We start from the raw sequence: 23,994 nt of genomic DNA, 5'->3' as shown, positions 1-23,994 counted from the left end.
CGTGTCTCTCGGTCCGGTCTTCAGCGGTGGAGCTGCCGGGAATCGAACCCGGGTCCTCTGCTGCATTGCCAGGGCTTCTCCGTGTGCAGTCCGCTATGTCTCTGCTTGGATCTCCCGATCTCGCGAACAAGTCAGGATGACGATCCCAGCCACTGTTTGATGTTCCTCATCATCCCGCGGCCGGATGAATCGGTAAGCCCTCTAGCTGATGCCAGTACCCGGGCCGAGGGCAAGCCCGGACTGACAGACACGCAGTCGCTACTTAGGCAGCGAGTGCGTAGTCGCGCTGATTGGAATCGGCGCTTATAAGGTTGCGATGACGCTTACGGTGGTCTCTCGCCTGCACCGACACGCTTCCCCTGACTCAACATACAAAGTCGAAACCGTTCAGCCCCGTATGTTCCCGAACACTCTGTCCGGGCTGTTCAGTGTAACGCCTCGCATGGCCACATTCATCCCGTTAACTGTCGGCCCGGCGATCCGTCACGTGGGATGCGGCATCGGCCTCCACACGCTGCACCACCGTGCGCAACATTCGGCGTGCCAGGACCAGCCGTGCGGGCAGAGAGGCGTACCAGACGGCACGGCCGGCCAGACCACGCGGGAAGAACACCAACCGCTGCTCGATCGTCGGCTGCTTCGCCGTGCCGCCGACCGTCAGGTCCAGCCAGGCCTCACCGGGAAGTCGAGTGGAGCACTCGAGCCGAGTGGTTCGTTCGGTGCCCGACGCGGATGCGTCGGGTCCGGTGGCGTCGCGACGCCAGCCGGTGAGAACGTCGGAGTCGGCCAGCCTCTCGAGTGCGGGTCTGATCGCGGTCGACTCCGCCGCGATTCGGGCGACCCTGGTGTCGGTGTAGACGACCTCGCCTGCCCAATCCGGATCCGAGGGCAACGGATCCGAGGGTGCCGAGGTACCGGTGGCGTCGGTCCACCTCGTCTCGACCTCGCCGTCGTCGATCTTGCGCAGAGCCAATCTGACGGAGTCGCGGTAGCCGGTCAGGCCGCCGTCCGGACGCGGTAGCACCGCGTCGATGTCCATTTCGTGGCCGACGGCGTCGTACTGCAGTGATTCGATGAGCGGCATCGCCAGCCCGCGCGGAATGGGAGTCACCAGCCCGATCCAGTGGCCGGCCAGTCGCGGTGTCAGTACCGGTAACACGATGATCCGACGCTGCCGAAGCCCCGCGACATCGGCGTAGATGTTCATCATCTCGCCGTACTGCATCACGTCCGGGCCACCGATGTCGAATGTTCTGGATTCGGTGATCGGCGCACTCGCGGCTCCGATCAGGTAGTGCAGCACGTCGCGCACGGCGATGGGCTGAATGCGGTTGTGCACCCACCGAGGAGTGGTCATCACCGGAAGCCGGTTGGTCAGGTGTCGGATCATCTCGAACGACGCCGATCCGGATCCGATCACCACGCCGGCCTGCAGCACGATCGTCGGTACACCCGAGTCGATCAGAATGCGTCCCACCTCGGCACGGGACTTCAGGTGCGGGGAGAGCTCACCGGTCGGTGGATGCAGTCCGCCGAGGTAGACGATGCGCCCCACACCGCATTCGGCCGCCACGGCTGCGACGTTCTCGGCGCTGTCTCGTTCGGTATCGGCGAAATCGGAGTGCCCGGCGGTTCCCATCGAGTGCACCAGGTAGTACATGATGTCGACGCCGGTGAGCGCCGCCTTCAACGATTCCCGGTCACTGAGGTCTCCTTCGGCGATCTCGACGTCGGCCGCCCACGGGACGGCGTCGAGCTTGGCCGGGGTGCGCGCCAACACCCGAACGCGGTAGCCCTCCTCGAGCAGTCGCGGAGCCAACCGCCCGCCCAGGTATCCGGTGGCACCGGTGACCAGGACGCGAGGCCGCGACGCGGCCTCGGACGTGGGGGCATCGGAGGCAGAATCGGAAGCTGTCATAACCGGGGGCATTACCCGCGTGCGAGAGTGTTCAACCCGCGAGCGCGATCATGGCTATGGCACCGAGCGCCAACGCCATTCCCACTTTCTGCAGAGTTCCCACGCGCTCACCGAGCATCACCATCGCCAGCAGCACAGTCGCTGCCGGATACAGCGAGGCGATGACGCTCACCAACGACAGCAGGCCGCCCTGATACGCGTAGATCATCGCCGCATTGGCAACCACATCGAGCACACTGACGAAGGCGGCGAGTCTGAGCACGCTGCCGTGCGGGGGCGAGAAGTGACCGGACGCCAACGCCACGACCCAGACCACGGCCGTCGCCGACGCGCGGGAGGCCGCCAGCGGCCACAGGCCGCTACCGCCGCCGATCTGGTGCAGGAAGATGAAGGCGAAGGCGAAGGTCACGCCCGAACCGACCGTCAGCAAGGCCACGGTTCTGGTGAACTTCATCTCGCGACCACCGGCCACTTCACCGGTCAACTCGTCGGGCGACTCTTTGCTGACGAGCACCACTGCCACCAGCGCCACCGCAATGCCGACGAACGCGAGGATGCCGGGACGCTCCCCCATCGACAAGCCCACCAGCACCGGAATCCCGGCAACCAACACCGCGGTGACCGGGGAGACGACGGCCATCGGCCCGGCAGCGAGAGCAAGGTAGAACCACCAGACCGCGACACCACCGGCGACACCGGAGGCCAGACCCCACAGCATTGCCGAAAGCTCGATCGTTCCGCCCACGAACGGTGCAGCGAGCAGCACGATCACCAGCGACAGTGGGTAGGAGACGATGACCACACGCAGGGCGGCGACCCGGCGGGATGCGACGCCGCCGACGAAATCACTCACCCCGTAGCCGACGGCTGCCACGAGAGCGAGCAGGACTGCGGTCAGCGCATACCCTTCACGCGACGCCCCAGCTCACGGGTCACTTCGCGCTCGGCAGTGCGCTTGGCCAGCGACTGTCGCTTGTCGTAGTCCTGCTTGCCCTTGGCCAGTGCAAGTTCCACCTTGACCTTGCCGTCGGAGAAGTACATCGACAACGGCACCAATGTCAGATTTCCTTCTTTGACCTTGCCTGCCAGGCGATCGATCTCACGGCGATGCAACAGCAGTTTGCGGTTTCGACGCGGCGCATGGTTGGTCCAGCTACCGAGCGTGTATTCCGCGATGTGCAGCCCGCGCAGCCAGATCTCACCGTCGTCCACGGTTGCGAAGGCGTCGACCAGTGAGGCTTTACCGTCGCGCAGGCTCTTGACCTCGGTCCCGACGAGCGCAACTCCGGCTTCGAAGACGTCGAGGATGGAGTAGTTGTGCCGCGCCTTGCGGTTGGTCGCGATGGCCTTACGGCCCTTCTCTCTCACTGCAGGGCCCTTTCTCGAGCGTTCGCCGGGTGGACCGGTTCCACGGGCAACCGCTCCAGCATAGAACCGATGAGCAAACGCTTTTATTCGCGCACGTACAGACGCAGCGTGATGTAGGCCGTCACAGCGGCCATTCCCACGCCGACCAACGCCAGGAACGGTGAGACCAGTAGCACGTCGCTGTTCGATATTCGGGCCAGAATATTGGCCTGATACACGTCCGAGAGCACATCGTCGATGAACATGTTCTTCGCCGTGAACAGCCCGGCAATGGCCAGTGCGGATCCGATCAATGCCGCCACGACGGCCTCGAGCAGGAACGGCAGCTGGGTGTACCAGCGAGTGGCACCGACCAATCGCATGATCCCGACCTCGGTTCGCCTGGTGAAGGCAGCGATCTGGACCATGTTGGCGATCAGGAGGATGGCCGCGATGGCCTGCACCGTGGCGATCGCGAACGCAGCATTGCGCACACCGTTGAGCACACTGAACAAGCGCTCGACCAAGTCACGTTGATTGAGCACGCTCTGCACACCCGGCCGGTTCTCGAAGCTGTCGTTGATCACCCCGAACCGCTCGGGATCGCTCAGGCGCACCTTGAACGAGGCCGGGAAACTGTCTGCACTGACCAGCTCCGCCAGCTCGGGCTGGTCCTTGAACACTCGCTCGGTGGCGTCCTTCACCGCGTCCTCGCGGTTGAGATACTGCACCGACACGACCGACGGTGTGTTCTCGAGATCCGAGCGCAGAGTTGCGCAGGTCTCCTGGGTGCAATCGGGATCGGATGCCGAGATGTCGTCGGTCAGAAAGATCTGCACTTCCACCCGATCGAGAAAGATCTGTTGAGTTTTCCCTGCCATCTGCACCACCAGCAGTCCACCGCCGAACAGGCCGAGGGAGATCGCCGTCGTCAATATCATGGCGACCGTCATGGTGATGTTGCGACGAAGTCCGGTGAAGACCTCACTGAAGATGAAACTTGCGCGCATCGCGGAATCCGAGCCCTTCGATTCGTTCGGTGGAGAAGTCTGAGCGGTTCAGTCCGGTCGAGGGCGTCAGCGCCCGACGCCGTAGACCCCGCGGGCCTCGTCCCGAACGACTCGTCCGTTGTCGAGTTCGACGACGCGACGGCGCATCGAGTCGACGATGTGGTTGTCGTGGGTGGCCATCAGCACCGTGGTTCCGGTGCGGTTGATGCGCTCGAGCAACAGCATGATGTCTTGACTCGTGTCCGGATCGAGGTTTCCGGTCGGCTCGTCCGCGAGCAGAACCAGGGGGCGATTGACGAAGGCCCGCGCGATGGCCACCCGCTGCTGCTCGCCACCGGACAGCTCGTTCGGCAGACGATCGGATTTGCCGCCGAGTCCCACCAGGTCCAACACCTCGGGGACGGTTCGCTTGATCATCGAACGAGGCTTTCCGATCACCTCCAGCGCGAACGCGACGTTCTCCACCACCGTCTTCTGTTGCAGGAGGCGGAAGTCCTGGAACACACACCCCATGCTCTGCCGCAGCCGCGGGACTCGTCGGGCGGCGAGCCTGTTGACGTGGAAGTCGGCCACGTGGACATCGCCCGAAGTAGGCGTCTCCTCCTTGAGGAGCAGACGCATGAACGTCGACTTACCGGACCCCGAGGGGCCGATCAGGAACACGAACTCACCCTTGTCGATGGAGACCGTCACTTTGTCCAGGGCGGGCCTGGTGGAGGTCTTGTAGGACTTGGAGACATTCGAGGTGCTGATCACGGGTCGCCAGTGTAGTCCTTACCCACCGGTAACCGCTCGAACCTCGAGGGCACAGCGGCGAGTCCCCAGAGACGGTAAAGACCGCGTCAGCGCGACGATGTCGGCGCAGGTTGGCTCGGTACCAGCGACTGAATCGCCGGTGGAATCGGCAGACCGAATGGCGCTGTCGTCGTGGGCGGTGTGGTCGTCGAGGGCTGCTGACCGGTCCCTGCCACGCCTGTCGGCTGTTCGGCTTCACCCGTCGCGGTGGGCGTCGACGACACGCTGGACGTCGCCGACCGAGTCGTCTGATTCTGTGGCGAGGTGTACGGCGTCGGCGCGTTCGGGTCCACCGCTACCGGCCCCTGGACCGCTTCTTCGTTCTGCGCCTTCAACTCCGCACTGACCTGGGCGTAGAGCATGGCAGTGAGAGCGAAGCAGATGCCGAACGCCACCGTCGACGTACGGATGCGGCCACCGATCGTCGCCGGGATACGCCACTGTCGCCAGCTACGCCGGGGCGACTCGGTTCCGGAATCCGGTGTGGTCATTTCTTCTCGGTCCTCACGGGCCCGGAGGCGTCGGGGGCAACGCCCGCCGTGCTGAGGTCCGGCGCGACGCTGATTCCTTCGGGTTGCAGGGCAGCAGCCACCCGCACCCGGATATCGCGACCGACCTGGAACTGCTTACCCGGCAATGTCCGCGCCACGAGACGGACATTGACCTGGCCCACCTCGATGCTCTCCACACCCATCACCGTCGGTTCGTCGAGCAGCAGTGGGCGCAGTCGAGCGTCGGCGAACGCGTCCCGACCCACCGCCCGCAGCAGCGCGTTGACCTGCGTGAGATCGGCGGTACTCGGCACAGGCACATCGACGACGGCGCGGGCCCAGTCCTTGGAGAGATTGATCGACTTGACGATCTGCCCGTTCGGGATAGTGATGACCTCACCGTCGACGCTCCGAACGCGAGTGACCCGCAGCGTCACGTCCTCCACGGTGCCCTGGGCGTCCTCCGCGGACCCGAGCACCGCAATCTGCACTACGTCACCGAATCCGTACTGGCGTTCGGTGATGATGAAGAAGCCCGCGAGGATGTCCTGCACGACGCGTTGAGCTCCGAATCCGAGAGCTGCACCGAGGACAGTCGCCGGTGCGACGAGGCCGCCGACACCGAATCCGAAGCGGCGCAGCACCTCGATGGTGACCAGGGTGTAGATGAGCGTGACCGCCACCCAGGTGATGACCTGAGCCAACGCATGACGATGTTTGGCGGCCTCGGACCGAACGAGCGCATCGCTGTGCTGATAGTTCGCATCTATTCGAGACGTGATTCTGGACCCGGTCCAGGTGACGAATCGCGCAGCCAGCAGACCTCCGAGGATGTACAGCACGATTCCGAGGCCGTTGAGTTTGACCTCGAGCGTCGGATCGAGCCAACTTGCCATCGGATCTACTGCTCCCCTCGCATTCGCCAGCGAATTCCCGACTCCAGAAACCCGTCGATGTCCCCGTCGAGAACAGTAGCCGGATTGTTCACCTCGTACTCGGTTCGCAGATCCTTCACCATCTGGTACGGGTGCAATACGTACGAGCGCATCTGGTTACCCCAGGAGCTACCACCGTCGCCCTTGAGGGCATCCATCTCCGCACGCTCTTGCTTGCGCTTGACCTCGAGGAGCTTGGCCTGCAGCACGCGCATGGCCGAAACCTTGTTCTGCAGCTGGGACTTCTCGTTCTGACAGGTCACCACGATGCCGGTCGGGATGTGGGTCAACCGGACCGCGGAGTCCGTAGTGTTGACCGACTGTCCACCCGGCCCGGAAGACCGGTACACGTCCACGCGCACATCGCCTTCGGGGATCTCGATGTGATCGGTGGTCTCGACGACCGGAAGTACCTCGACCTCGGCGAAGGAGGTCTGTCGACGCCCCTGGTTGTCGAACGGGCTGATCCGAACGAGCCGGTGTGTGCCCTGCTCGACCGACAAGGTTCCGTACGTGTACGGGGCCTTGACGGCGAACGTGGCGCTCTTGATACCCGCCTCCTCGGCATAGGACGTGTCGTAGACCTCGACGCCGTACCCGTGCTTCTCGGCCCAGCGGATGTACATCCGCATCAACATCTCGGCCCAGTCGGCGGCATCGATCCCACCTGCACCGGACCGAATGTTGACCAGGGCATCGCGGGCGTCGTACTCGCCGGACAGCAGGGTCCGTACTTCCATGGCGGCGATGTCCTCACGTAGCGCTGCTCGTTCGGCGTCGGCGTCGGCGGTGGCCGCCGTGGCCGCCTCGCCCTCTTCGCCCTCGGCCAGCTCGTACAGAACCGGCATGTCCTCCAGCCGTTGCCGAAGCTCTTCGACGCGGCGAAGCTCGGCCTGCGCATGGGAGAGCTGGCTGGTCACCTGCTGGGCGTGCTCCTGGTCGTTCCACAGGTCCGGTGACGCCGCTTGATGCTCGAGTTCGTCGATGCGCCGCCGCAGTTCCTCCACGTCGAGCACCGACTCGACGGTGGACAGAGTGGTGTCTAGCTCGGCCAGGTCTGCTGAAACGTCGGGATGCACGAGAGTCAAGGTTACCGGCAGTCGAAGCCGAGCCCGACCGCCCCCGACTCCGCCGATCCACACGAGCCGGACGGAGTCCGACGTCGAGGGTTCGAATCGCGCTGATTTCAACTCTCGTCGGACCAGCCGGTCGGCCACTAGGTTTCGGATCATCGACATATTCGCATCTCGACACGCCTGCCACCGCTCGGCGGCGGCCACACCCGCAGCACACAGGAGCCCCGTATGACCGTCACCGATCAGTACCTCGAGAACAACAGGGCGTATGCCGCGACGTTCGACGGCCCCTTGCCGCTGCCGCCGTCGAAGCACGTCGCAGTGGTGGCGTGCATGGACGCTCGACTCGACGTCTATCGAATCCTGGGATTGGCCGACGGTGAAGCACACGTCATCCGGAATGCGGGCGGTGTGATCACCGACGACGAAATTCGGTCGCTGGCCATCAGCCAGCGCCTGCTCGGCACGAAAGAGATCATCCTGATCCATCACACCGACTGCGGAATGCTCACGTTCACCGACGACGAGTTCGCGAAGGCTCTGCGGGACGAGACCGGAATCGAGCCGAACTGGGCCGCGGAAGCATTCCCCGATCTGGACAGTGATGTTCGCCGGTCGCTGGCACGCATCGAGCAGAGTCCGTTCGTCACCTTGCACGAATCCATTCGAGGCTTCGTCTTCGATGTGGCCACCGGAAAGCTGAACGAAGTCGGCGGATAGGCCCGAGGACACTGGTCGCCACATGCGAGAGGCCGCGTGCACGGCGATAGTCTTCTCCGGTGACCGATTACGCCGCTGATCTTTCTCTCGCCCTCCGACTCGCCGACGAGGCCGACGCGATCACCCGTCGACGTTTTCTGGCCATGGACCTCTCGGTGGATTCCAAGCCCGATCTCACACCCGTCAGTGACGCGGATCTGGCCGTGGAGACGATGATTCGCGCAGAACTCGGCTCGGAGCGTCCGGGCGACGCGTTGCTGGGCGAGGAATACGGCGGCACTGCGACGTTCAGCGGCCGCCAGTGGGTGGTCGATCCCATCGACGGGACGAAGAACTTCGTGCGGGGCGTCCCGGTGTGGGCAACGTTGATCGCACTGCTCGACGATGGAATACCCCGCGTCGGGGTTGTCAGCGCGCCTGCATTGCAGCGCCGCTGGTGGGCAGCGCGAGACCTGGGGGCCTGGACGGCCTCGGACGCGGCCGCGGGGCGACGGATTTCCGTCTCGAAGGTCGATGCACTGTCCTCGGCGAGCCTGAGCTTCTCGAGCCTGTCGGGTTGGGCCGACCGTGGCGCTCGGGACCGGTTCCTGGATCTGACCGACGCCGTGTGGCGGGTACGCGGGTACGGCGATTTCTTCTCGTACTGTCTCGTTGCCGAGGGTGCGGTCGATATCGCGGCCGAGCCCGAGGTTTCGCTGTGGGACCTCGCCGCGCTCGACGTGCTCGTTCGCGAGGCCGGTGGCGATTTCACCGCACTGGACGGTGTTGCCGGTCCGCACGGCGGCAGTGCGGTCGCCACCAACGGTCTGCTGCAGCGCGAGGCACTGCGCCGACTGTCCCCCGAATCCTGAGTTCGGGTCTCTACAGCACTGCGGCCAGTACCAGTGCAATCAACGGTGTGATCCCCTGAATTGTGGCGGCCCTGAAGTACTTTGCGCCACCGGTGGCCAGCACGAGCGCCGCGCCGACGATGCTGGCGCATGCGAAGTAAACGATGGCGTCACCCGCGGATCCGCCCATGACGAGACCGACCACGATGCCGATGGCGAGAAACAGGTTGTAGAAGCCTTGATTGAAGGCCATGGGTTTGGTGATGTCGGCATCGTTCTGGCTCGCGAGCCCGAACCTGGACCATACGGCCGGCTTCGACCACAGGACGCTCTCCATGACGAAGATGACGACGTGGAGCGCCGCTGCGAGTGCGGCGAAGATCTGAGCTGTCGGATGCACGGGACAAGCCTGACACACAGCTGCGCCGGAGGGTACGAACTCGGGGTTCGGTGTCGTGCGCCACGCAAACTTACTCGATAGTAGACAGCTAACTTACTCGGGAGTAAGATTCATCTGGTCCGTGACCGATGCCGAGGAACTGGTGATCATGAGCAAGCAAGACAGTGTGGTCGACGCGCAGCATCCGAAGGTGCCCCGCGATACTTCAGCGGTTGGCCTCAATCCGTTCAAGAGAGACGCGATCGGAACCGCCATGCGTGTTCTGACTGCGATCACCGGATCGGAACTGGCGGAGAAGTACAACCTCCGTCAGACCATCGACAGGGTGACGTACGAGAGCACCAAGACCGGGTTCAAGACACTCGGCGCGGCCAATCGGACGTTCTCCAAGGTCACCGGTGGCGGTAAGCCCAAGCGTCTCGACGACGGTGCCGCCAAGAACCTGAGCTACTTCGATCTGACCCCCGACGACGAGCAGCGCATGATCGTCGAGACGGTCAAAGAGTTCGCCGAGGAGATTCTGCGTCCGGCCGCCTTCGACGCCGACCACGATGCGTCCTCACCCGAGGATCTGGTGCGCCGCTCGGCAGAGCTCGGCATCACCTTGATCAACGTTCCCGAGGAACTCGACGGCGCGGCCACCGAACGCGGAGCCGTGACAAACGCTCTGGTCGCCGAGGCACTCGCGCACGGAGACATGGGCCTGGCATTGCCGATTCTCGCGCCCAGCGGTGTGGCCGTCGCCCTCACCCAGTGGGGAACGGACGCGCAACAGAAGACGTACCTCCCGGCCTTCGTCGGCGAGAAAGTACCCAACGCGGCCGTTGTCGTGAACGAGCCCCGCGCGTTGTTCGATCCGTATGCACTCCAGACCAAGGCCGTCCGCTCCCCCAGCGGCTACAAGCTCAACGGCGTCAAGAGCCTCGTGCCCGCCGCCGGAAGCTCCGAGCTGTTCATCATCGCCGCCGAACTCGAAGGCCGTCCGGCATTCTTCATCGTCGAGTCCGGTTCCAATGGACTCGTGGTCGAGGCCGACCCGAGCATGGGCTTGCGCGCAGCGGGTCTCGGCCGCTTGATTCTCACCGATGTCGCGGTGCCCGAGTCGGCTCTGCTCGGCGACGGGGACGCGGACCAGCGGGCCGCCGAGTACAGCGCCGCTATCGGCCTGGCGCGTCTGGGCTGGGCCTCGTTGGCTGTCGGTACCGGTCAGGCCGTTCTCGACTACGTAGTCCCCTACGTCAACGACCGCGTTGCCTTCGGCGAGCCGATCAGCAACCGGCAAGCCGTCGCCTTCATGGTCGCCAACATCGCCATCGAACTCGACGGCATGCGGTTGGTCACGCTGCGCGGCGCTTCGCGAGCCGAGCAGGGACTGTCGTTCACTCGTGAATCGGCACTCGCGCGTCGACTCGCCTCCGAGAAGGGCATGCAGATCGGTTCCGACGGTGTGCAGCTGCTCGGCGGCCACGGCTTCACCAAGGAGCACCCGGTCGAGCGTTGGTACCGCGATCTGCGGTCCGTCGGCGTCGCCGAGGGCATCGTTCTCATCTAGCTTGCCGCCCCGAATTCCATGGCACTCACCCAAGGACACATACGATGATCAATCTTGAACTTCCCAAGAAGCTTCGGGCGCAGGCGAATCAGGCTCACCAGGTCGCTGCCGAGATCTTCCGCCCCATTTCCCGCAAGTACGACCTCGCCGAGCACGAGTACCCGGTCGAGCTCGACACGATGGCCTCGATGGTCGAAGGCATGTCCGACGCCGGTGGCCAGATCGGCGGAGCCGCCGGTGGCCGCGAGAAGGACAGCGAGTCGGCCAAGCCCAGTAAGACCGCGAACGCCAACGGCGGCAACATGTCTGCTCTGGTGAACGTGATCGAGACCTGCTGGGGCGACGTCGGCCTTACCCTGTCGATCCCTTATCAGGGACTCGGCAACTCTGCCATCGCGGCAGTGTCCACCGACGAGCAGCTCGAGCGCTTCGGCAAGGTGTGGGCGTCGATGGCCATCACCGAGCCCGGGTTCGGCTCCGACTCCGCTGCGGTGACGACCACGGCCGTGCTCGACGGCGACGAGTGGGTACTCAACGGCGAGAAGATCTACGTCACGGCCGGTGAGCGTTCCACCCACATCGTCGTGTGGGCAACAGTGGACAAGTCTCTCGGCCGTGCGGCCATCAAGTCGTTCGTCGTCCCGCGTGACGCACCGGGACTGTCGGTTGCCCGCCTCGAGCACAAGCTGGGCATCAAGGCCTCCGACACCGCAGCATTGCTGCTCGAGGATTGCCGCATTCCGAAGGACAACCTGCTCGGCACCGCCGAGGTGAACGTCGAAAAGGGCTTCGCCGGCGTCATGCAGACCTTCGACAACACGCGCCCCCTGGTGGCCGGCATGGCCATCGGCGTGGCACGGGCAGCACTCGAAGAGCTGCGGTCCATCCTGGTGGACGCCGGAGTCGAGGTCTCGTACGAGACCCCCGCCTACAACCAGCACGCGGCGGCCGCAGAGTTCCTGCGCCTCGAAGCCGACTGGGAGGCAGCGCATCTGCTCGCACTGCGCGCGGCGTGGATGGCCGACAACAAGGAGCCCAACTCGCTTCAGGCCTCGATGTCCAAGGCCAAGGCCGGTCGTTCTGCGGTCGACATCACTCTCAAGGCAGTGGAATTGGCCGGTACCTACGGGTACTCCGAGCGCCCGCTGCTCGAGAAGTGGAGCCGCGACTCCAAGATCCTCGACATCTTCGAGGGAACGCAGCAGATTCAGCAGCTGATCGTTGCTCGTCGTGTACTCGGAAAGTCGTCGGCAGAGCTGAAGTGACACCTGGCTCGTCGTCGAGCCGAGAAGTATCCGCGAAACGGCATCGGACCTCGCGTCCGGTGCCGTTTTCGTGCGTCAGAAAGAAAATTCCGGCACCGGTGTCGATATCGTGGCCTGTCGAACGTCGTCATCGTGTACGGCGATACACGCCGTGACACCGACGTACCGACACCAGGAGCGCACCATGAAGTACATCCTCTTGATCAATGCCGACACCGCGCCCGGAGCAGCACCGGGCTGCAGCAGCGTGGAGGACTGATTGGGCACAGATCCTTGCCCTGAACCGGGCGGTTGCTCTGGCGATGCGCGAGGGTCCGCAAGCCGGTCTGCGTGAGCTGGACCTGCTGGCGGACGAGCCGTCGATGCGCCGCTACCATCCGTATCCCATGGCGAAAGCCGATCTGCTGCAACGACTCGGACGATTCGACGAGGCGGCGGTCCAGTATCGACGGGCACTCGATTTCGCCCGAACGGCTCCGGAGAAACAACTGCTGCGGCGCCGGTTGACCGAGGTGCAGGGCAGTATCGATCAGGCCGAGAGCACCGAGTCCATCTGATCCGCACGCAACGGACGGTCTGCATACACCAGACGGATCGCGGTCGGATCCGGGTTGCCGGCATCCGGTCCGCGGGCGACGAGCTCGAGCCCCGCACGCTCGGCAACCCTCGCCGACGCCACGTTGTGTTCGAGGAGGTAGGCCACGACCGGCAGGTCGGGCCGGATCCGGTGGGCCTGTTCCACTGCGACCGCGGACACCTCGGTGGCGTATCCCTTGCCCTGCGCGTCGGGCTGGAGCCGATATCCGAGATTCCAGAAGGCCTTGCTCCGCACCGAGCATCCACCGTAGCCGCTGATCGAGTCACTACCGTGCTCGCGAATGATCCACGTGCCCAATCCATCCCGACGCCATTGCGCCATCCACCCGCGCAGCATTCGGTCGGTGACGCTGGGATCGGTGTGACGCAGGCTCGGGAAGTGTGTCCACGACCGCGGATCGCTACACATCGGATACAGCTCATCGAGGTCCGCATCGGCCGGCTCGTCGAGATCGAGACGTGAGGTTCGTGCACGCACATGGTCGATCCTAGGTCGAAAAGTCTGGTAGACCGGTGATACACGATCGAGTGAAGGGTGTGACCGGCATGGCCGAGTGGGTCAAGAAGATCGAAGAGAACGCCAAAGGCCTTTTCGCGGAGGCGGAGCAGGAATTGACGGCGCTCGAGGGTGCAGACACGGTCGACCTCACCGCCGATGATTCCGACGACGGCGCAGAGACTGTCACGTCCGACGATGCCCGGGAGCAGGTCTCGGACTGATTCGGGTGGCATGACACTCAGGCGAGCGGTTCCAGGGCATCAGGAATCGAATACGAACCAGCAGATACTGTTCCGTCGCTTCTGATCCTCCAGGACCAACTCCCGCACGCTGGGAGGGAGACGATCGCGCTGCCACGCGCGTTCCTCGCGTCCAGCGACTGCCTGCGCACCCGCAGGTGCCGCGGCCCGAACCGCCTTGATGGCGTACGCGGCCGCTCCCAGATCATGCTCGGGAACATGGGCCACACACGCCGCCTGGCCGGCCGCGTAGGCGGCGAAACGTGCGGCACCGGACAGGGCCCGCGCTGCACCCATGCTGTGTCCGCCGAACGCTCGCGTGTCCATCATGGCGAGTTCGCCACGCGTCCACGCGCGGATCGCGTCGACGGCGGCGCGGGGCCGCGAATCGGAGGGTTCGACCTCCTCGAATAATCCCAGGACGTGTTCGGCACACTCGGCCGCCCACAGTGCGATATGTCGATGGTCCTCGTCGGACAGTTGGCCGCCGCGGCGCACGGTGATCAATCGCGGGTCTCTGACTTGGGGAAGGATCACCGGACTCGGCCCGCTCGGTACCAGGTCACGCCACGTGGAGTCATTCGCTCATGCAATCACGAAAAAGACCCAGGACATATGTCCTGGGTCTTTTTATTGGTAGCGCTGGAGCAACTTAACTTGAGCGAATACAGTGATCTTGCTCACAGATCTACGGTGAATGCAAGACCCGACGCCAGTACGTTCATTGATACAGACGACCAACGGCCACGAACACGTACCCGCATGACTGAGCGGCTGAAGGATCGAGTCGTGGAGCTGTATGAGACTGGGTCGACGAGCCGGATGGTTGCCGAGGAGCTTGGCATCGGGAAGGCGACGGTTCTCAAGGTACTGCGCGAACGTGAGGCGACGGTTCGGCCGTGGGGTGGGCGGTATTGAGCCAGACTCAGTTAGGCAACTTAGGCCAGTCAAGCTTGTCGTTCTGCTCGATGCGGGCAGCCTTCTCGGCTTCCAAGAGAGCAATCTCAAGGACCGCTCGGGCGAACCGATCGAGATCGGGGTTCTCTAGCCGCACCGCGCGAACGCTAATGTTGCGAGGTTTTCGTGGTGATGATTTTGATGGAGTCGTACGTTTCTTTGGTTCAGGGTTTTGCATAAGTACTCTTAGAATAGCCCCAAGAAAGTCAAAAATTGTACCTGCCGCTGTATATTCTGATAGCCCAAGACACGCCAGTGCATAAAAGGTGCGGCGGAGACAGCATCTACTTTGTGTCTACAACGGCAAACATGACAGCGAGTTGGATCTCCCGCTCAGGATCTTCTGGGTGACCTAGAACAAAATTTCGTCGCCTTGTACCATCAGATGATGCTTTCCCCGCCCGCTTGTAAGCAGAATGTGCCTTCACCGACGCTTCCACCTTATCGAAGACTGCACTGGCATCCTTATTGTCTATGAAGATAATAAGCGACGCCTTTTCGTCACGCCATGGTAAGTAACCGAGCAATTGGCCGATTGCTGCATCAAGCGCCTTTGCGCCCTTCCACCACTTGCACTCACCGACAAATACATGTCGATCCTCTACACGAATTAGAACATCAGTCTTACCCGACTTAACGAATGTTTCGCCAGTGGCCGATCCCTTGAACGTGCCGTTCAGCATAAAAAGGATGTAATCGCGAAGCTCTTCTTCATTCTTTCCTGCAACCACAGACGGCGTACGCTCCATCGAGAGCAACGCAGAAGAAATGACAGATATAGCATCCTCGTACTGCGCTTCGGTCAAAGCCGGCTCGTCTTTGTAAGGCAACCGCGGATTAGCAGAACTTGATCGACTGACACCCATAGCCTTGCGGTGTAGTGGAACCGGAGCGGGCGCATCGCTTCTTCTTTTCAACGGGAACCCAAGGGCACCAGCTAGATCGCGCCTGTTCTGCAAAAATTCTTTGCGACGCTCAACAGCTGATCGAATTCGAGTATCAAGCGTCGCATTAAAGGCCGTAATATCCGTAGAAGCATGCCCGACCATGGTTCTGATCTGGTCGATCTGACGATTAATAGCATCCTTGGCTACAGTCGGGTTGGGGGTTGATCCTGCCTGCTCGATCTTCACTGTGATGGTATTATTTCTTATTTCTGCATTGAAGCTCGTAAGAAGCCGTGTGGAAGGGCGATAGTAAAGAATTTCAGTATTGCCAGAGTACTCGAACACAGCATGAATTTTCAGTCCTGCCACTACATAAGACTGTCCATCAAAGCGATCGTATGACTCGACTTTCGTCTCGGACACACCTCCATCTACGGCGTCCGCTCCAACTTTTACAGGCTCAACATAGGCAGCTTCAGCAAGTGCTGCGACGATATCGTCGGTTGATCTCGCTAAGACTTCGTCCTCATGCATAGCCTCCAGCCGACCCAGACAAGACCTTAGCCGACTTGAAAGATAGTCGCTTAACTCTCCTCGATTAAACAGCTGACTCATGCCTGCACCTTCGAGTCAAGATACGCAAAGACTGTACGGGCCGAATTAATCGCTAATAATGCTTCATGGTCGCCCAGTAACGACTCATTCGGATGCGCCGCTGTAGCATTGTTGCGCAAAGTCGTAAGAGCGTCCAGTGTCGTAGCCATTGAATACAGGATTCGACTTACCTCGTCAGCACGCTCACCGGCTGGAACAAGTTGCGGATGGTTCTCACGTAGACGCTTCACCGCAACCTGCAACGTCGGACGTTCAGGAAGTGCTATTCCTGCAGCGTCGCACAAGGATTTAACATGTCCATGCAGCGCAGTATGAACCCTATCTACCGCACTTGCAGGTCCACTCGTCCGAATAAGATTCTCAGCATCAACCAACGCTTGTCGAACAACTGCACTCATCGACTCAATTGGCTTTGGACTGTCGACAACGGGCGCTCCCTCAAGCTGCCTGATCCAGGCTTCAATAGTTGGAAGGAATTGCCGTCTAGACTCGTTGTTTGCTGGGTACTTTTCCAGAACACCACGCAGAATCTTTGCCTGCCTGTCCGCCGACTGTTGAGTCAGAATCGAAATGAATCTTTGACGTGTCGTTCCTTCGAGCTCGTCAGGAAATATGTCATATATGCCGCAATACTCGGTGTAGAAATCTGTGTGCGTTCTATAACTGAAGTCACCCAAATATCCTCCATCAACCCCGATATAGCGGTTGACAACACGAAGCACGTCTTGCTCGGAAATTGCCATTGCAACTATTGCCTCCTTCTTGCAATTAAGATAACTTGTCAAAAAATAAACTTAAATCGCATGTCTATGTTCTTACCATCTTAACATCCGGCTTTCGCATCACACCTAGGTAGCTACTATTTCTTTGCCTAATGTTGCCGCGCAGGCTCTTCGACGGACCGACCAATGGTGATACCAGCTAGTATTCTCGCGATTCGCATAGAGCTGGGTTGGGTCGCAGAGCCGGACGTGATGGTCAACTCCACATACGGATAGCTTGTCATTCGACTGAAGGATGGAAGAACGTCACGGATCCGGGCGCGCATCGTTTGATTTGTGTTCCGACTTGCACCCATCATTCGGTCGCTCAAAACCTTTTCACATTCGTCAGGGCATGTGACTAGCGCGACACCTTCGTCACAATCCTAGCGGGCGAAAAGGCCATCGCGAATTGACTCGGCAGTGTTGCTGATATTAGCGACGATAGTTTGGTTGCAAAGGCTTAAACGGAAGCAGACGCCAAGGCCCAGTGACGTCAACGCCGTGAACGTCGAACTTCGGCTAGTCGAAAAATAATTTCTGCTGATTTCAACACCCGTACAGATTCAATCGGTGGGCCGCCATATTTAGCCAGGCTGTTCAGGACGAGACTGAAGCGAATCTAGCAGAGTTTGGATCTCCTTCTGTATTAAGATCGGGATATCCAGTCCTTCAATGTTTTGACGCCTCAGCCAGCTGATGCTTTCGGTAGCGGTCCATCTCTCAGACGTCACGTATGCGGCTAGCGCAAGCGTAGCTGTTCGGGATAGTCCAAGCGACATCAAAACAACTTCACTGGGTCGCGAAACACCCAATTCTAGGAGCATCGTGATGTCTTGGCCATTGGCAATAGCGGCGTTTACCTGCAGCTACGCGGTACGGCGCAGGAATTAAGTTGGACGACGCATCGGGTGTCCGGCGGGCTTTGGGCTATGCGGTGCGTTGAACATCCACGCGGCCCGGACAATCAAAATTCCAGCTGACAAAGCCTCATACCGGCTCAGTTTTGCGGCGTTTCATGCCGATCTACGAACACCTCTATGATCAACGGTCAATCAGTGAGCAGCGTCGAATGCTTCTTCCACTGTTGCGGGAATACGGCCGCGAGCGGAGATTTCGTACCCATTCGCAAGTGCCCATTCACGGATGGCACGGGTCTGAGCTGCGTCTCGCTTGGGCGCGCCGGTCGAGCTTGCGGTAGCTCCCGTTTTGGCCGATTTGCGCGCCTTGCGTCCGCCAACCTTGGTGCTGTACCCAATGTAGTAGTCGAGTTTGCGGTGAAACTCCTTGGCGTTCTTGTCGCTCAGATCGATCTCGTACTCGTTGCCGTTGACCGAGAATGTGATGTTCTCCCCCGTACCTTCGGGGATCTCTTTGTCGTCGAGATCGTCGACGAGTTGGACGAAGATTTGCTTGGCCATGACGATGGTCTCTCTTCTGGTGTGCGTTACGAACTTATCATGCCATTTAAGCACATGGCTCAAACTACAACTATGGCGCGCTCGGAGACACCTTCGCACCGAACCGCAAGTTGACCCTCGTCGCGGTAGTGGGGCATTTCGTCGAAAAGATCGAGGCTGCATCAGCTTGGCAGACTCAAGCAAGAATATTGACAGACACATTCGTGCTTGTTGACGTTTGAAAGCCACGGAGCTGGTATGGCCCAGTTTTGATAAAGAGGAGACTCACACCAAGGAGGAGAAATGAATACGGCATATACGCTTCGGCCAATAGACCGACTATTTAGTTCAACAAAAATGATGCGATTCTTTCAACGGAGTAGCGGCGTCACCCTCCTCCTGGACTGAAACAAGAGATGGTCCGGCGAACCATAATTGGGAGAGTTCAGACTCGGACGATAAACTACGCAGGATATCAATTTGACACCATCCACCTTTCCAATCTCATCTAAAGTCATTCGTAAAGTTTTACCGGTGGTAATTGTGTTATCCACTACTAGTATCTGCCGGTTTGCAATTAGTTCTATATCGAACTTCAGCTTTACTCTCTCGCAAACAGGCACAACATCCGTTGTATCCAAGTCTACTTCGACGTGCAAAACAGGAACCCTAAACTTCTTTGCAAATTCAGCCGATGGAACAAAGGCACCGTACTGAATTGCGACAATATAAGATGGTGAAAACTCTGCCGACTTCATACGCTCGGTCACTACAGCGATAGAGTTTAAGTAGTCTCGGTATCTGATCGATCGCCATATCCGCAACGGCTCATTCAGATCGGACGACTTAACTCGACGAGTGATAATCTCATCATGGACAATAAAGCAGAAAGCGACAATAGTAACTAGACCCGAAAGCACCGAAAATCCAGCTAGAATGGCGGTAATAATAGGAATCCCCTAAGCTTGCCAAAGTATAAACGACTCAAGATCCGCTAATTATGCGCTGTCGAATTTCGCCTTCGCTGTACAGCGATAGAATTTCTGCCGATGGACACACTCCACTAATATACGACTGAGCCTCAATTTCGGCAAGGTCTTTATACTCTACAAGTTTAACAATAAAGTTGATATCAATAGACGCATCGTGAAGAATCTTTACGCTCTGAACAGCAGTTTCTCCAGTTTTTATCGAGTTATCTACAAGTATGGTTGTGCAGTTTGAAAACTGAACAATATCGGCGAAAGTGTTTAAATCTGCCGTAGGATCTACACAACTTAAATACACCTGACGCTGAGCATCCGAGCGCATCAATTCCAGCGCCGCTGCCGTGCCTATTGGGTAGCCACTCTTGGCCACAGAGATTAGATGGACTGGTCCGTCGATCTTAGAACCCACGACGGCTTGGAACCTCGACGCGATACGCGCCAAATCCGCAGCCTCGATTGGCCGCGGCAAAACGTGGCGACACCCGAAGCCGCTGCCGGCGTGACCGGCCGGCTTCATAGCGGGGATATCAGGCTTCATGTAGGTATTATACCAGCTGAGTGACGTACATGCCGCCCTCAACCAAGGCCGCCCCACAACCACAACGCGGTGCCGACCCTCCATCGCAGAACAGCACCGCCTGTCAGTGAACCGTCCTTACGGAGCTGAAACCTGTGCGTCACTAAGTTGTCACCTTCGTAGAACACCGCAAGTCCGGAGAAAAAGTCATTTGTTCCTTCCCGGTGCACAATTAAGGTGCCAATCCGGTGCTTAAGACGTCGGTCTGCAAAGGTCAACGCAATTTTATCAGCTTGGTATATCCCGCGGTAGACGAATACTCTCCGGGGACTCTGCGGCGTGTTCGATCGACTAATCTCGCGCTCAACTCGAACGCAAATTCGTGATCCTCTCTGCTTGACGATCGCAACACCTGCTCTGACATTGGGGTTTGCTTCCGGATCATAGGTTCCGTATACGCCGGAGACTCCCACATGGCTGTCGCCTGATCGACGAGCAAACGCGCGCAACGCATGAAGGGTCGTCAGGACTCCGACTGCTGCGAATGGCAACAGATACCATACTGCGACGGACATAAAAGACCCCCAACCTCGCGTCCGAACTCACTTCCGGCGCCACGAACGATAGAATACCGACCGTTTTGAATTCTTACACTACTCGAACCCATATAGTGCCATAAGCGCCCGCTGGGGGACTACACGAATCGCACTCCGCAACCAATGAGCGCACTCCGATCGCGACAACAACGCCCGAAGGCCCACCTTGATATCAGCACTTACGCCAAAAGTGCTGAACTCACGGCCTGATGCGTCGTCGGACCGAAATGCTGCAATTGCACGTCCGAATCAGACAGGCTCCTTACCAATCGCTACCGCTGAGTCAGGCTGTGACGGGGTGGTACTGATACCGATGGGATCCGCGTTCCATCATCCGGGTTGATTCTCATCACCAGGCAACGGCACGCCGTTGAGCAACCCACCTGGTGTGACATCAAGACCAAACGCAATCTTTACGATGTTCTCCAGCCGCAGACTGCGCTGACCGCGCTCCACTTTCCCGAGCTGCGTCCAGTGGATGCCACACCGCAGCGCGGCGGCCTCCTGGCTGAGTCCAAGTTCCTCCCGGCGGGCACGGATACGCGCCCCAAACTCGCGCGTCGTGGCGTTGAGGGGAGGCTTCGCTGCATCGGGCACCTATCAACCCCATACGGCCCACGTCCATACGGCCAGAGAGGAATGTACCCATGCGTATTGCACCCATGCGTAAACGGCGTATTCTGATCCTGACGTTGCGAGGACGGTCAGACGAAGATCCACCCGCGTAACGTCTGCCGACTACTCAGCTGGCAAGGAAATGATCTACGCGAAGGGGGGTGGACGATGAACGGCGGCGGCAACTTCAACGGCGGCGGTAACTGATCCCCCGACTACGCAGAGTGCGCAATCACTCGCCGATTGCAACATTCTCGCGGTCGCATCAATGATCTCTCTATACAAGAAAGCATATAATCTTGACCCCGATCTCAGCCTTTGGTCCCACGAGTTTACCTCACATTTGAATGATCTGGTCGGTGCAGCCATTCAGCCAGCTCATGTTCTTGCCCGCAATAACGGAGGCATTTCCGCCCAATTACTGGGGAGGGTCAACAGCGCATTCTCGAATTCAACAATAAATGACCCAAATGCACACTCCCTCTCCAGGCTTTTCGCGCAGGCTCTGGTGACAAGATTCTTTATAGTGATCCAGGCTCCAGCGCAGACACATTACTCCATTAACTATTCCTTTGACATACCGAACAGCGCCATACAGAAGTCAGCGTCCGAATCAGAATACAGCCGTCCCGCGCAATTGTTTCTTCGACTGTTCAAAATCTCAAGCGGCCACGTTCAGATTGGCCTCGGCCGAGCCGAGCGGTCTAAAAGTTATCATCTATCGGTAACCGTACCCGATGGATCCTTTATGGACAGGATAACCATCGAGCATCGAACAGGCAACACTACCCGCTCAACGCGACCGGCATCGACAATGTCACCAGGCTACTTCCGACTGCCACAACGAGGTGCATCACAGACACATTTTTATAGCCGAGAAGCTGCAAAATCGGGAAACTCCGATTACTTCATGCGGCTAAGAGTATTTGAGAGGCCGACTGGTTCAGACCTACTTTCGGCATTCTGGCTGACAATCGTTCTAGGAATCACAATCTCGCTCCGTCAGGCCGTCGTCAATTCAGAATCGGGCAGCGACTTCGTTGCCGCAACTCTGGCGTGTCCACTACTTATAGCAACGGCCGTCACTATCTACTTGGCACGAATGCGTCGTTCACTTGTGTCATCTGCAAGCGCCCTAGCGTTCTCGCTAATTGGAGCCGTCAGCCTCACCTGGAATTTCTCGCATACGCACTGGTTGTAGCCGGTCGAAACGTGGAAAACCTGCCGTGGGTTATGGCAGTCTTTGATTCCACTATCCTCTGGAATGTTGCAGTTGGCATCAGCGCATGGATGGCGGCTATTGCGATATCAGTCAGCACAGTTCGCATGCTGCGATTCTGGTTCATGAATGATGCCAGAGTTAGCTAGTTTTTACCGGTCGATTTTGACAACAAATTGTGATAAAGTCGTATTAAACAATACTAATTGGGAGAACCAATGGCCGTGAACCATCTACCTAAACCGGGTCGAAGCAGCGAACGAGCAACAAAAGAGACCATCGGAATGTTTGACCTGCTCCACGGTGCCTCAGACAACGCGGCAGACGCTGGATACAGGGCATCAAACTATTTGCTGATCGACAGCGAGGACGCGGACATCGCCGTGGTGGCACCACACAGTCTCGACTCAACGAGAGATGCGACGCTGCGCGATCTTGAAAGCAGGCGACTCGCCCTGGTCAGAGTTCTGTCCGAGAAAAGTATCGACCAGGTAGTCGGAGACGATTTCGCCGCAGGTTGGAGCGTCGAGCTTGTCCCTGACGCCGAGTCCAGCACCTAATTTCACAATAAGCCCAAATTATTGTGGCGTTATTTCAAGCGACTCCACGTGTTCTGCATACAGATGTTTTCCGTCTTTTCCACGCGGCGCTTTCGAGCCCGGTGCATACCAATCAGCTATTTTCAGCCAGTCCTGATCAATCGCACTGCGATATTCCTCACACGCTGCGATTGTGCTGTGCACCTGGCTTGCACTGGTGTCGCCCGATAGTTCTGCTCGATGTCCGTCGAGTACGAACTTCTGCCAAATCGAATGAATGTTCTCCCCCATCGTGCTTGCCTCAAGCGCTCGATAGAAGTGCTCTGCCTCCTGGTGCCTGCTGTCAGCTAACTTTCGACGCAGCCACGAGTCGTTTTCTTCGTTGAGCGGCGGTCGACGTATTACCCGTGCTGAGAACGCGGTTGCCAAATTGAAGAAACAACGTGAGGCCGTCTTACACGCCCACTATCAAGGCGCAGTGCCGCTTGATCAGCTGAAGACGGAACAGGAACGAATCGCAGAGCAGATTACGCATGCTCAAAACACCCTGGACGGCACCCGCCTCACCCACGACCACATCACTCGAAGCCTGGACCGGGCACTCAAGATACTGGCCAACGCAGGACAGTTGTACGAGAAGGGGACGGGTGCGGTTCGACGCGAACTCAATGCATCCATCATCAGACACTTCGAGGTGATGGACGATGACATCGACGTGAAGATGACTTCACTGTTTGAGGTCCTTACGGACCCGAATATTGCAAAGCGTCTTCGTGCAGAGTCTGACGCGCAGCAGGAGCCGGACGGGTCGTGGACTACTTTGAACTCGCAGTTTTCGACAACCCCCGACTCAACCGGTCGTTCCTTGCTCAAAAGAAAAAACCAGCGCCCTGAGGGCGCTGGTTCTAACTTTTCCACTTTGGTAGCGGGGACAGGATTTGAACCTGCGACCTCTGGGTTATGAGCCCAGCGAGCTACCGAGCTGCTCCACCCCGCGTTGCATCTACGAAGTTACTCCCGCGCGTACGGCGAATGCAAATCACATGACATTCGAGTGCTCGGGTACTCCAGCACAGGTGCGGGAGGCGTACTCGAACGTGCCGCATAGCACGTCGAAGCGGCCCCGAAATAGTGCTCCGCGTCTCTTTTTCTGCGTGTTTCGCATCACATAACGTTCAGGTCACGAAGTAGCAACATTAGCGCCACAACCAGTATTGAGCAGGGA

The 23,994-nt window shown here is 59.4% G+C and carries 26 protein-coding genes, 1 tRNA gene and 1 other RNA gene; 8 read left to right on the top strand and 20 right to left on the bottom strand.

The features are described from left to right. Positions 1–24: 24 nt before the first annotated feature. The 9 genes from ssrA to prfB form a co-directional block, all read right to left on the bottom strand. Positions 25–395, bottom strand: a transfer-messenger RNA (tmRNA) gene (gene ssrA / locus J1M87_RS12915). A gap of 65 nt (positions 396–460) precedes the next feature. After that, entirely contained in the window at positions 461–1,918 is a 1,458-nt protein-coding gene (locus J1M87_RS12910) for an SDR family NAD(P)-dependent oxidoreductase (protein ID WP_206489903.1), read from the bottom strand. 31 nt (positions 1,919–1,949) lie between these two features. Beyond that, entirely contained in the window at positions 1,950–2,804 is an 855-nt protein-coding gene (locus J1M87_RS12905; RefSeq protein ID WP_206489942.1) for a DMT family transporter, read from the bottom strand. Positions 2,805–2,812: 8 nt separating this feature from the next. After that, complete coding sequence (gene smpB, locus J1M87_RS12900; RefSeq protein ID WP_206489902.1) at positions 2,813–3,286, bottom strand: SsrA-binding protein SmpB; 474 nt, start codon at positions 3,284–3,286, stop codon at positions 2,813–2,815. Positions 3,287–3,369: 83 nt separating this feature from the next. After that, positions 3,370–4,275, bottom strand: coding sequence for a permease-like cell division protein FtsX (ftsX, locus tag J1M87_RS12895; protein ID WP_206489901.1), 906 nt, complete (start codon positions 4,273–4,275; stop codon positions 3,370–3,372). A gap of 66 nt (positions 4,276–4,341) precedes the next feature. Beyond that, positions 4,342–5,031, bottom strand: a complete 690-nt coding sequence (gene ftsE / locus J1M87_RS12890; RefSeq protein WP_206489900.1) for a cell division ATP-binding protein FtsE — start codon at positions 5,029–5,031, stop codon at positions 4,342–4,344. A gap of 86 nt (positions 5,032–5,117) precedes the next feature. Further along, the gene (locus tag J1M87_RS12885) at positions 5,118–5,561 is read right to left on the bottom strand and encodes a hypothetical protein (RefSeq protein ID WP_206489899.1); all 444 of its coding nucleotides are present in this window, start codon (positions 5,559–5,561) and stop codon (positions 5,118–5,120) included. Further along, on the bottom strand, positions 5,558–6,457 hold the full coding sequence (locus J1M87_RS12880) for a mechanosensitive ion channel family protein (protein ID WP_206489898.1): 900 nt from the start codon (positions 6,455–6,457) through the stop codon (positions 5,558–5,560). The genes J1M87_RS12885 and J1M87_RS12880 overlap by 4 nt, the downstream gene beginning before the upstream one ends. Before the next feature lie 5 nt (positions 6,458–6,462). Then, on the bottom strand, positions 6,463–7,575 hold the full coding sequence (gene prfB, locus J1M87_RS12875) for a peptide chain release factor 2 (RefSeq protein ID WP_206489897.1): 1,113 nt from the start codon (positions 7,573–7,575) through the stop codon (positions 6,463–6,465). A gap of 225 nt (positions 7,576–7,800) precedes the next feature. On the opposite strand from prfB, the gene J1M87_RS12870 reads away from it, so the two are divergent. Together J1M87_RS12870 and hisN are read left to right on the top strand one after the other, a co-directional pair. Then, positions 7,801–8,292: a carbonic anhydrase gene (locus J1M87_RS12870; protein ID WP_206489896.1), complete on the top strand. Its 492-nt coding sequence runs from the start codon at positions 7,801–7,803 to the stop codon at positions 8,290–8,292. Between the two features lie 59 nt (positions 8,293–8,351). Next, positions 8,352–9,143, top strand: coding sequence for a histidinol-phosphatase (gene hisN / locus J1M87_RS12865; protein WP_206489895.1), 792 nt, complete (start codon positions 8,352–8,354; stop codon positions 9,141–9,143). A gap of 10 nt (positions 9,144–9,153) precedes the next feature. Here the strand turns inward: hisN and J1M87_RS12860 are convergent, their stop codons facing one another. Further along, the gene (locus J1M87_RS12860; RefSeq protein WP_206489894.1) at positions 9,154–9,522 is read right to left on the bottom strand and encodes a DUF1304 domain-containing protein; all 369 of its coding nucleotides are present in this window, start codon (positions 9,520–9,522) and stop codon (positions 9,154–9,156) included. Between the two features lie 142 nt (positions 9,523–9,664). Here J1M87_RS12860 and J1M87_RS12855 point away from each other — a divergent pair, with 142 nt between their 5' ends. The 3 genes from J1M87_RS12855 (at position 9,665) to J1M87_RS12845 (ending at position 12,896) form a co-directional block, all read left to right on the top strand. Then, positions 9,665–11,074 (top strand): acyl-CoA dehydrogenase family protein, encoded by a 1,410-nt coding sequence (locus tag J1M87_RS12855; RefSeq protein ID WP_206489941.1) that lies wholly within the window; start codon positions 9,665–9,667, stop codon positions 11,072–11,074. A gap of 44 nt (positions 11,075–11,118) precedes the next feature. Then, complete coding sequence (locus J1M87_RS12850) at positions 11,119–12,339, top strand: acyl-CoA dehydrogenase family protein (protein ID WP_206489893.1); 1,221 nt, start codon at positions 11,119–11,121, stop codon at positions 12,337–12,339. Between the two features lie 206 nt (positions 12,340–12,545). After that, positions 12,546–12,896: a hypothetical protein gene (locus tag J1M87_RS12845; protein WP_206489892.1), complete on the top strand. Its 351-nt coding sequence runs from the start codon at positions 12,546–12,548 to the stop codon at positions 12,894–12,896. On the opposite strand, the gene J1M87_RS12840 is transcribed toward J1M87_RS12845, so the two are convergent. Continuing rightward, positions 12,869–13,414 (bottom strand): GNAT family N-acetyltransferase, encoded by a 546-nt coding sequence (locus J1M87_RS12840; protein WP_206489891.1) that lies wholly within the window; start codon positions 13,412–13,414, stop codon positions 12,869–12,871. The two genes, J1M87_RS12845 and J1M87_RS12840, sit on opposite strands and share 28 nt — an antisense overlap. 50 nt (positions 13,415–13,464) lie before the next feature. Between J1M87_RS12840 and J1M87_RS12835 the strand changes: the two genes are divergently transcribed. Beyond that, the gene (locus J1M87_RS12835; RefSeq protein ID WP_206489950.1) at positions 13,465–13,656 is read left to right on the top strand and encodes a hypothetical protein; all 192 of its coding nucleotides are present in this window, start codon (positions 13,465–13,467) and stop codon (positions 13,654–13,656) included. 39 nt (positions 13,657–13,695) lie between these two features. Here J1M87_RS12835 and J1M87_RS12830 read toward each other — a convergent pair whose 3' ends face one another. Next, positions 13,696–14,211, bottom strand: coding sequence for a putative immunity protein (locus J1M87_RS12830; RefSeq protein ID WP_206489890.1), 516 nt, complete (start codon positions 14,209–14,211; stop codon positions 13,696–13,698). Here J1M87_RS12830 and J1M87_RS29435 point away from each other — a divergent pair. Then, entirely contained in the window at positions 14,131–14,592 is a 462-nt protein-coding gene (locus tag J1M87_RS29435; protein ID WP_374222384.1) for a helix-turn-helix domain-containing protein, read from the top strand. The genes J1M87_RS12830 and J1M87_RS29435 overlap by 81 nt on opposite strands. A 323-nt stretch (positions 14,593–14,915) precedes the next feature. Here J1M87_RS29435 and J1M87_RS12820 read toward each other — a convergent pair whose 3' ends face one another. The 6 genes from J1M87_RS12820 to J1M87_RS12795 form a co-directional block, all read right to left on the bottom strand. Further along, on the bottom strand, positions 14,916–16,133 hold the full coding sequence (locus J1M87_RS12820) for a hypothetical protein (RefSeq protein ID WP_206489888.1): 1,218 nt from the start codon (positions 16,131–16,133) through the stop codon (positions 14,916–14,918). Next, positions 16,130–16,876 carry an abortive infection family protein gene (locus tag J1M87_RS12815; protein ID WP_206489887.1) on the bottom strand — a complete coding sequence of 249 codons (747 nt, stop codon included), beginning with the start codon at positions 16,874–16,876 and terminating at the stop codon, positions 16,130–16,132. The genes J1M87_RS12820 and J1M87_RS12815 overlap by 4 nt, the downstream gene beginning before the upstream one ends. Positions 16,877–17,949: 1,073 nt before the next feature. Continuing rightward, entirely contained in the window at positions 17,950–18,315 is a 366-nt protein-coding gene (locus J1M87_RS12810) for an Lsr2 family protein (protein ID WP_206489886.1), read from the bottom strand. A gap of 350 nt (positions 18,316–18,665) precedes the next feature. After that, positions 18,666–19,052, bottom strand: a complete 387-nt coding sequence (locus J1M87_RS12805) for a phosphoribosyltransferase (protein WP_206489885.1) — start codon at positions 19,050–19,052, stop codon at positions 18,666–18,668. A gap of 226 nt (positions 19,053–19,278) precedes the next feature. Next, entirely contained in the window at positions 19,279–19,821 is a 543-nt protein-coding gene (locus tag J1M87_RS12800; RefSeq protein WP_206489884.1) for a hypothetical protein, read from the bottom strand. A gap of 905 nt (positions 19,822–20,726) precedes the next feature. Beyond that, the gene (locus tag J1M87_RS12795; protein ID WP_206489883.1) at positions 20,727–20,993 is read right to left on the bottom strand and encodes a helix-turn-helix domain-containing protein; all 267 of its coding nucleotides are present in this window, start codon (positions 20,991–20,993) and stop codon (positions 20,727–20,729) included. Positions 20,994–22,448: 1,455 nt separating this feature from the next. Between J1M87_RS12795 and J1M87_RS12790 the strand changes: the two genes are divergently transcribed. Next, on the top strand, positions 22,449–22,790 hold the full coding sequence (locus J1M87_RS12790) for a hypothetical protein (protein WP_206489882.1): 342 nt from the start codon (positions 22,449–22,451) through the stop codon (positions 22,788–22,790). A gap of 18 nt (positions 22,791–22,808) precedes the next feature. On the opposite strand, the gene J1M87_RS12785 is transcribed toward J1M87_RS12790, so the two are convergent. Further along, positions 22,809–23,060, bottom strand: coding sequence for a hypothetical protein (locus tag J1M87_RS12785; RefSeq protein ID WP_206489881.1), 252 nt, complete (start codon positions 23,058–23,060; stop codon positions 22,809–22,811). Positions 23,061–23,689: 629 nt separating this feature from the next. Further along, positions 23,690–23,766, bottom strand: a tRNA-Met gene (locus tag J1M87_RS12780). Positions 23,767–23,994: the final 228 nt, after the last annotated feature.

Origin of the sequence: Rhodococcus sp. KRD162 (assembly GCF_017168335.1) — a bacterium.
Lineage (GTDB): Bacteria > Actinomycetota > Actinomycetes > Mycobacteriales > Mycobacteriaceae > Rhodococcoides.
The sequence above is the reverse complement of the archived record's forward strand: the minus strand, read 5'-3'. Positions and strand labels throughout refer to the sequence as shown.